Source organism: Planctomycetota bacterium (assembly GCA_038746835.1).
Lineage (GTDB): Bacteria > Planctomycetota > Phycisphaerae > Tepidisphaerales > Tepidisphaeraceae > JBCDKH01.
This window is the reverse complement of record JBCDKH010000155.1, coordinates 1-8978: the sequence shown is the minus strand read 5'-3', so window position 1 is coordinate 8978 and position 8978 is coordinate 1. Positions and strand designations below refer to the sequence as shown.

At 63.2% G+C, this 8978-nt stretch carries 5 protein-coding genes; 3 read left to right on the top strand and 2 right to left on the bottom strand.

Translation table 11 applies throughout. The features are described 5' to 3' along the window. Window positions 1-42 precede the first annotated feature (42 nt). Entirely contained in the window at window positions 43-813 is a 771-nt protein-coding gene (locus AAGI46_13285; protein ID MEM1013179.1) for a nucleotidyltransferase domain-containing protein, read from the top strand. Here the strand turns inward: AAGI46_13285 and AAGI46_13280 are convergent. After that, a complete protein-coding gene (locus tag AAGI46_13280; GenBank protein MEM1013178.1) occupies window positions 787-2793 on the bottom strand; it encodes a hypothetical protein in 2007 nt (668 codons plus the stop codon). The two genes, AAGI46_13285 and AAGI46_13280, sit on opposite strands and share 27 nt — an antisense overlap. A gap of 251 nt (window positions 2794-3044) precedes the next feature. Further along, complete coding sequence (gene polX, locus AAGI46_13275; protein ID MEM1013177.1) at window positions 3045-4832, bottom strand: DNA polymerase/3'-5' exonuclease PolX; 1788 nt, start codon at window positions 4830-4832, stop codon at window positions 3045-3047. 99 nt (window positions 4833-4931) lie between these two features. Between polX and AAGI46_13270 the strand changes: the two genes are divergently transcribed. Next, on the top strand, window positions 4932-7688 hold the full coding sequence (locus tag AAGI46_13270) for a ThuA domain-containing protein (GenBank protein MEM1013176.1): 2757 nt from the start codon (window positions 4932-4934) through the stop codon (window positions 7686-7688). A 117-nt stretch (window positions 7689-7805) separates the two neighbouring features. Next, the coding region (locus AAGI46_13265) for a PHP domain-containing protein (GenBank protein ID MEM1013175.1) at window positions 7806-8978 on the top strand (1173 nt) is incomplete at its 3' end.

The window sequence follows — 8978 nt, the reverse complement described above, 5'->3', positions numbered from 1 at the left end:
TCAAGGCTCGGCGTGACGCGATAGAGACCGTGGAGGACCTCGATGCACGACCCTGAGCTCCCCGGATCCCTCCGCGAGGTTTCGGATCGCCAGCCGTATCCCCTGGTCTTCGCAACGGTCAGCGGCGCCCATCTGTACGGCTTCCCTTCAGCTAACAGCGACTGGGATCTGCGCGCCAGCCACGTGCTGCCGGCGCGTGAAGTGCTCAGCATGCGTCCGACGCGGGACACGATTGACGAGTCACGCGACGATCGCGATCAAGGTGGTCTTGAGCTTGACCTGGTCAGTCATGACGTCGGGAAGTTTTTCAAGCTGATGTTGAAGAAGAATGGCTACGTCTTGGAGCAACTCCACTCGCCCATTGTCGTCAAGACAACACCTGCTCACCAAACGCTGCGTGAGATTGCAGACGGTGTCGTGACGCGCTTCCATGCAGACCACTATCTTGGCTTTGCAGCAACGCAGTGGAAGCTATTCAATAAAGGTGAGCCAAGAGTTAAGCCGCTTTTATATTTGTATCGGGTGCTGCTCACGGGTCTGCACCTGATGAGAACGGGCAACGTCGAGGCGAATCTCGCCCGGCTGAACGAGGAAGAGCAACTCCCGTGGCTGGACGAGCTCATCGCTCTCAAGATTGCCGGTGACGAGCGTCAGACCCTCGCAAACGTCGACATCGACTTTCATCAGCGGCAATATCACCGCCTTCGCGAAATGCTCGAGCGGGAGCGAGATCGCACTTCGCTACCGGAGCATCCGACGAAGGAAGCAGTCGATGCGCTCGATGCCCTACTCGTCGAGCTCCGGCTCGGCTGAGAATCGGGAGTTGCTGAACAGCGACGTGACGCCGGAAATGATGCTCGCGACAGGCGCGGTCAGGCTGAGCTGAAGCCCGTCCCCGAACAACTTGCGTTCGGAGCGTGTAGCCTCGCCTGGGAAGGGGCTCGGGCTTGACGAGCCGGTGCCGGTGCCCTGGCCGGTCGGGACGAACTCGACCCAGTCGATGCGGGTGCCGTCTTCACGCTTAGCAATCTCAACGAGGTTGTCGCCGGAGGTCAGGTTGAAGGTCGTGTCAAAGTTCTGGACGAAGAAGCCGCCTCGGTCGGTATCGAAAGACATCAGCTCCCAAGTGCCGCCGTTGACGCGAAGCCAGAAGGAGTTGTTCCGGCCGCGCTCGCTGGAGCCCTGCGAACTCGTGTCGCCGCGGACATCGACGGTGTATTGGCCTGCCGGAACGTTGGCGACGGTGTAAGCGATTCGAGGCGGGCTGTCCTGGTTGTTCCAGCCGTTGCCGCTGCCGTTGATGGTGCCTTGGAAGGTGTTGCCGTTGATGGTGCGGACACGCCAGTCCGTGCCGACGGTTTCTTCCATGTGCTCAGCCTCGATTTTGAGGCTGTTGCCGGTGTCGATCTCCAGAACGACGACCTCGTCGGGCACGCTGACGTTGAACGTGTTCGACGGGTTGTTCACCGTCTGGTCGACGTTGGCCCCGCTGTTCTGGTCGAGGTTTGAGTAGCGACGGACCCGGTCGACGTCCTGGTGGAAGTTGACCGTGACGCTGGCGCTGCTGTTGCTGATGTCGCCGGTCGGCGGGTTGCTGGGCGTTGCAGCCGTGTTCCAGACGGAATCGTCTTGCCAAAGCACGAGGTAGAAAGTGCCGTCCGACTTCTGGAACAGTGCCTCCTGCACGTCGCCGGTATTGCCCGAGAGCGAGTAGTTGAGCTTCGCCGGCGAGAAAATCGGGCGGATCCAGTCGTCGCCGTTCCACGTCGCCTCGCCGAGGAGATCGATGAGGTTCCGCATCGCATAAAAGTGGACGTTGCGGTTGCCGTTGTAGTCGATGAGGCCGAAGTGCGACTCGCGTTCCGCCTGACCGTCGTTGCGGCGGGACCAGAACTCGAACGGATACGTCCGCTCGACACCCGCGAGGTAGTTGCTCAGCAGGTACCGCGGCACATACTTTCCGCCCGCCTTGTCGCTGATGCCGCCGCTGGTCAGAGAGGCGTAGTTGTACCCGCCCTCCGTGAGGTAGACGGGCTTGCTGCCAAAGGCGATTGATCGATTGTTGACAATCTCGTTGAGCCGACTGTTGTTCTCCGGTCGCGATTCCGTGTAGTAGTGGGCTGAGCCGACGTCGACGCGATCGGTGACGTTGCCAAGGTCGTCGATGCGATTCGGGAAGGCGACCGGGCCGGCGACGACGTCGAGGTTTCGGACCCAGCTCGACGAGCTGCTGTTGACTTCGGCATAGAGGTCGTCCTGGTAATCGCGCCAGACGTCAACCCAGGTGCCGTCGTTGCGTTGCGAGGACGGCGCGTTGTTGTCGTATTCGTTGAGGCCGATGACGGCTTCGACGGAGCCCTGGAGATGATCTTCAATTCGCCCGAGCATGTCGTCGATCGCGTTGAAGTCAGGCGTCTTATTACTCAACCTTTTATTGAAGGTGAGTGCCGACTTGATGCCATCGTCGCCGAGATCGTTGAGGCGATTGATGTACTCGCCCCATCGGTTCGGATTGGACCCGAACGTCGGATTCCCCTCGGGCGCGACGTTGCGGACGTGGCGCACGCCGAGTTCGTTGAGCCGGTTACGGACATCGTTGAAACGGGTGTCGTAAGGCGTGCCGTCATTGTTGAGCCGGATGTTCACGCCCAGCGAGTCGACGAAGTCGTCGGCATCCATTGCCTGGACGGCGGTCAGCAGTCGCCGGTGTTCCAGCGGTTCGAAGTGCGGCGGACGCCGATCGGCCCCAGAAGTGCCCGAGCGATGGCGTCGGCGAGACGAGACGGTGGTCATGGTTGCTCCACGAGAGAGATGGGCAGCAGGCAACCGAACGCTCCTCCGCACGGACCGTTCGCGGCGCTCACCAATGGTTAAAAGACTGCAATCCTCGAGACGAAAGTCGGTGAAGTTGCCCGGGGATCAACCAATGGATCGCTGCCTGCCCTACCGTAACAACGGTTCAAACGACTGCAAGCGATAATTCACGCGCGGAGCTGATCCTCGTCGGACCAATGGTCGCAAACCCATTTCAGGCGACGCCGCGGTCATGCCCGCTTCTTCGCCACCCACTTCTTAATCGCCGCCGGGGTCTGGCAGTTCAGGACGTCCGCCTTGGTCGCCCAGGCGCGGCGGGCGACGCAGAGGCCGAGGTGCATGGCGGCGAGGCTGCGGGTCGTGTGGGCGTCGGTGTTGATCGTCAGCATCGCCCCCGCCTCGACGGCCATGCGGGCGTGGAGGTCGTTGAGGTCCAGCCGTGGGTAAGCCGCATTGATTTCGAGGGCGGTCCCGGTCTCCTTGGCACGGGTAATGACCTTGGCCATGTCGAGCGGCAGGCCGTCGCGCTTGTTGATCAGCCGGCCGGTCGGGTGACCGATGGCGTTGACATACGGGCTGTCGATCGCTTTCAGCATGCGGTCGGTCGCCTTCTTCGCGTCTTGCTTTAACGCGGCATGAGGTGACGCGACGACCCAGTCGAGTTGGGCGAGGATGTCGTCTTCGTAGTCGAGGCGGCCGTCGCTGAGGATGTCGCATTCGGTGCCGGCGAGGAGCTCGATGCCCTTCACCTCGTCGTTGGCACGGCGGATCGCGTCGGCGTGTTTCAGCAGGCGATCGGCGTCGAGGCCGTTGGCTTGGATTTGCGACTTGGAGTGATCGGTGATCGCCAGGAACGTGTAGCCGAGGGCCTTCGCCGCTTCGGCCATCTCGACGATGCTCGCGGTGCCGTCGCTGGCGGTCGTGTGCGTGTGGAGGTCGCCCTTGAGATCGCCCTGCTCGATCAGCTTCGGCAACTTGCCCTCGGCGGCGAGTTCGATTTCGCCCTTGTCCTCGCGCATCTCCGGCGGCACCCACTGCATGCCGAACCACTCGAAAATCTCCTCTTCCGATTTCGCCGCGGCTGGCTTGAGGGTCGGGATGCCGCCGGTCTTGCGGGACTTCTGATGCTCGTCCCACGCGGCTTTGTCGAAGACGCCCCAGTCGTTGAGCGTGTGCTTGCGTTCGAGCGCGATGCCTCGGAGCCGCGTGTTGTGCTCCTTGCTGCCGGTGAAGTACATCATGGCCGCGCCGTAGTGGGCTTCAGGCACGACGCGGCAGTCGCATTGCAGGCCGTCTTTGGTGACGATGCTGCACTTGGCGTCGCCCTTGACGAGGACGCGTTCGACTTCCGGAAACTCCGCAAAGGCGGTGAGCGTGTCGGCCGGCTTGTCGGTGACGACGAGGAAGTCGAGGTCGCCGACGGTTTCCTTGCCGCGGCGGAAGCTTCCGGCGGGCTCGGCGCGTTTGACGTCGGGCAGATCGAGCAGCCGTTCGAGCATGGCGTTGACGACCTTGGCAGCCGAGCCGATGCCGCGACGCTTGTTGCCGCGGGCGAGCAGGTCGATGCCCTGCTGGATCGCTTCGAGCTTCTTCTTGCCGAGCCCTTTGAGGTCCGAGAGCGACCCGTCGGCGATGGCGGCGGAGAGCTGGTTGATGGTCGTGATGTCCCGTTCCTGCCAGACGGCCTGGGCGGTCTTTGGGCCCATGCCGGGGATGTCGAGCATGGCCAACACGCCCGGCTGGACGCTGGCGAGCAGCTCGTTGTGATCGGGGCTGGTGCCGGTGGTGAAGAAGTCGTCGATGATCTTGGCCGACGACTTGCCGATGCCGGCGAGGGCCTCGACGGCCTTGGTGCCGCCTTCGTCGTGGAGGGCCTTGACGTCCTGCGACATCTCGTCGAGCAGCCGGCTGACCTTCTGGAAAGACACCGCCCGGAAGCCGCCGCCTTTGAGATCGAGCACGCGGGCCATCTGAGCGAACATGCCTGCCAGCTCTTTGTTCGCCTCGCTTGCTGCCATGGGGCACGGTATCCTCGCCGTGGCAGCGACCTGTAACGTTGCGACGTTGCTCTACTTTATTTAGTAAAGCTTGTCCTTAGACCGATCTAGACTGTTCCGATGAGTTCCCGCGATCTGTTCTGTCGTGCCGTTGTGGCGGTGAGTGTTCTGGTGCCCCTGCTGGTTGCCCCCGCGGCAGCGCAGGTGGCGGCCGAAGACAGTGCGGACGGCTCCGGCTTCCTTCCCGGTGTGAGCGTCGACGTCTACACCGTCGACGCCCAGGTCGGCCAGTACGCACGCGTCGCGCCGGATCAGGCACCCAACATCGCAGCGCGCCGAGACGTCATCGACCTCACCGCCGACGACTTCGGCGCGGCCAACGACTCCAGCTACACGCATGTCACCGGCGACCTGCTCATCGAAGAGCCGGGCGAGTACGTGCTCCGGCTTTCCGCAAGGCAAGGTGCCAAGCTGTTCATCGACGATTTCGAAGTCGGAGAGTCGAAGCATGGTCAACTGACAACGGTCGAGCTGACCTTCTCCAAAGGCGCGTTTCCGATCCGCATCGAGCAGTGGTCCAACACGTGGCGAAGCACGCTGCGCTTGGAGTGGAAGGTGCCGGGATCGGAGAGCTTCGAGATCGTTCCCTCGACGAGCCTGCGCACGCCGGCCGGCGTGACGCGGGTTGTGGCGCCCGGCTTCAAGCGGGTGCTGGATCCGTCCAATCCAGGTCGTCCCGGTTTTGGTCAGCCTCTGGATGCGATTCACCCAATGTGGAGCGTCGATCCTGTTCACCCCGATGGCCATGTGCCGCAAGTCGGGGGCATGGCCTATCTCGGCGACGGTCGTCTGGCGATCACCGAGTTCAAGCCGATGAACAGCGGCCGCGTCGACCCGACGGCCAACGGCGTGGTGCACATCATCGACGGGGCTGACGGCGACTCGCCCAAGATCACGCAGACCATCGAGGGCTTCAGCAACCCGCTCGGCATCGCACTGCACAAAGGCCACCTCTACGTCGCCGAGATCGATCAGGTCACACAGCTCTCCGACTACCAGGGCGACGGCGTCTACAGCGACGTCGCGCCGTTCGCGCGTGGCTGGCTGTCGGACAACTACCACCATTTCACGTTCGGGCCCGTCATCAGCAACGGAAAGCTCTACGTGACACTGTCGACGTCGATCGGCTTCGACGGACAGAAGTTCATCCGCGACGGCGATGCGGGCTTCGGCGTTCACCCGCCGCACCGTGGGTCGTGGGTCGAGATCGATCCCGAGACGCGGCAGCTGCGCTACCTCGCCGGCGGTCTGCGGACGCCCAACGGCCTGTTTGTCGGCCCGGAAGGGGAGCAGTTTGTCGGCGAGAATCAAGGGCGTTGGAAGCCCGCCAACGGGCTGTACCACCTGGAGCCGGGCCGCTTCTACGGCCACTACAACGACAACGCCAAGACCAACCGCTACCCCGACGGCGGATACCCGGCTGACTTCCAGGACCAGCCCGTCACGCCCCCGGCGGTGGTTCTGCCGCACGGGCAGATCTCCGCGTCACCGACGGACAGCGTGATGTTCGAGTCGGGCCCATTCAAGGGTCAGGCGCTCACCGGCGACGTGAAAGTCGGCGGACTCCGGCGCATCCACTTCGAGAAGATCGACGGCCGCTGGCAAGGGACAGCCTTCCGGCACTCGCAGGGCTTTGAGGGTGGCGTGAACCGGCTCGCCTGGGGCGATGGCGGCGAGCTGTACGTCGGCGCGATCGGCGCGTCGCGATCCTGGTCGTGGCGCACAACGACGGCCGGCCTGCAACGGCTCACGCCGACCGGCGAAATTCCGTTTGAAATGCACTCCGTCAGCGTCGAGTCGGACGGCGTGACGATTCGATTCACCGAACCGGCCGACATCGAGCACCTGGCAGACCCGAGCCGCTACACGCTCAGCCACTGGTACTACAGGCCGACCTCGACCTACGGCGGACCGAAGGTCAACGAGAAGAGTGTGGAGGTTTCGTCTGCCGAACCGTCGTCCGACGGCATGAGCGTGAAGCTCGTCATTCCCGACATGGAGGCTGGCCGCGTGATGCGGATGTCGCTCGATGTCCTGAGTGCGGCAGGAGGATTCCTTTGGTCGAACGAAGCGTGGACGACAATCCACCGCATTCCGGGTCAGCCGGAGCCGGCCGAAGGCGTCTACCGCGAGGCGAAACGGGTGCTGGTCTTCTCGAAGACGGACAAGTTCCGCCACGCCTCGATTCCCGAAGGGAAGAAGATGGTCGAGTGGGTCGGCAAGGTCAACGGCTTCGACACGACCTTCACCGAGGACTCGAGCTTTTTCAATTCAGAGTTGCTCGCCGACTTCGATGCCGTGTTGCTGCTCAACACGAGCGGCGACATCTTCAACCCTGAGCAGGAAGCTGCGTTCAAGGCCTTCGTTCAAGGCGGCGGCGGTGTGGTGGGCATTCACGCGGCGACCGACACCGAGCACGGCTGGCCTTGGTTCGGGCGGATGATCGGTGCCCGATTCAAGAACCACCCGAAGCCGCAGCCGGCCGACGTCATCGTCGAAGACGCCGAGCACCCGACCATGGCCGGCGTGCCGAATCCTTGGACCGTGTTCGACGAGTGGTACAACTTCAAGGAGGTACAGCCCGATCTGCACGTGCTCCTCTCACTCGACGGTGACAGCTACGAGGCCGAGCCGAGCAAGAAGATGGAGGGCTTCCACCCGATCGTCTGGTGCCAGGAGTTCGAAGGCGGCCGGGTCTTCTACATCGGCCTGGGCGACAGGAAGGAGCAGTACTCCAACCGCATCTTCCGCAACATGGTGCGCGATGGCGTCTGGTGGGTCCTAGGCGAGGAAGACGAAATCGGCAAGGGCTTCTGACACGTCACCGGCTGCCCAAGAGGACGCAACGCCCAGCCCGCTAGGGCGAGGCGTGGAGAAGCTGACACGCTGCCCGCTCCGGCTTTGTGCGGCGTGGGCCTTCCTTAGACTCCGCCGATGCCCGGCGACGCGACCACGGACGGCTTTGTTCATCTGCACGTCCACACGCACTACTCCATGCTCGACGGGGCGTGTCGGGTCAAGGACCTGGTCCATCGCACCAAAGAGCACGGCATGGACGCCGTCGCGATCACTGATCACGGCGCACTGTTTGGCCTGATCGAGCACTACCAGACGTGCGTCGACGCGGGCGTCAAGCCGATCCTTGGCATGGAGGCCTACATCTCGCCGACGCGTCGTGACGATCGCACGACCAAGCCGGGCGAGTCGGCCTACCACCTGCTGCTGCTGGCACAGAACCTGGAGGGCTATCGCAACCTGCTCAAGCTGTCGAGCCTGAGCTACAAGGAAGGTTTCTACTACAAGCCGCGGATCGACAAAGAGATCCTGCAAGAGTTCAGCGGCGGGCTCATCGGCACCAGCGCCTGCCTTGGTGGCGAGGTCGCGTCGGCCTACCTGAAGCACGACAAGCAGAAGGCCAAGAGCATCGCCGAGATGTACGCCGGCATCTTCGGCGAGGAACGCTTCTACATCGAAGTTCAGGGCAACGGCATTCAGGAACAAAACGAGGTCAACCCCGATCTCGTCGACCTGGCCAACCGCCTCGGCGTCGGCGTGGTTGGGACCAACGACGTCCACTGGCTGGAGAAGGAAGACCACTTCGCCCACAACTGCCTCTGCTGCATTTCCACGGGCAAACAGCACGACGACGAAGGCCGACTGATTTATCCGAAGGAGCTCTACCTCAAGAGCCCCGCCGAGATGCGCGAGGCTCTGACCGGCCTGGGCGACGCCTACGCCAACACGCGACGCATCGCCAACGAGTGCAACGTCGAGCTCGACTTCGGCAAGCAGTACGCGCCGGTCTACAAAGTGCCGAGCGACTTCGACAATAAGACCGACCACGCCGCTGACGAGGCGTACATGCGGCAGCTGTGCGAAGACGGCCTCGTCTGGCGCTACGGCACGACCGACGTCGACACGGCCGTGCGCGAGCGCCTGGAGAAAGAGATCGGCGTTATCGCGGGCAAGGGCTTTTGCAGCTACTTCCTCATCGTCTGGGACTTCTGCAACTACGCCCGCGAGAATGGCATCCCGGTCGGTGCCCGTGGCTCGGGCGTCGGCACGATGGTCGGCTACCTGCTGGGCCTCTGCAACGTCGATCCGGTG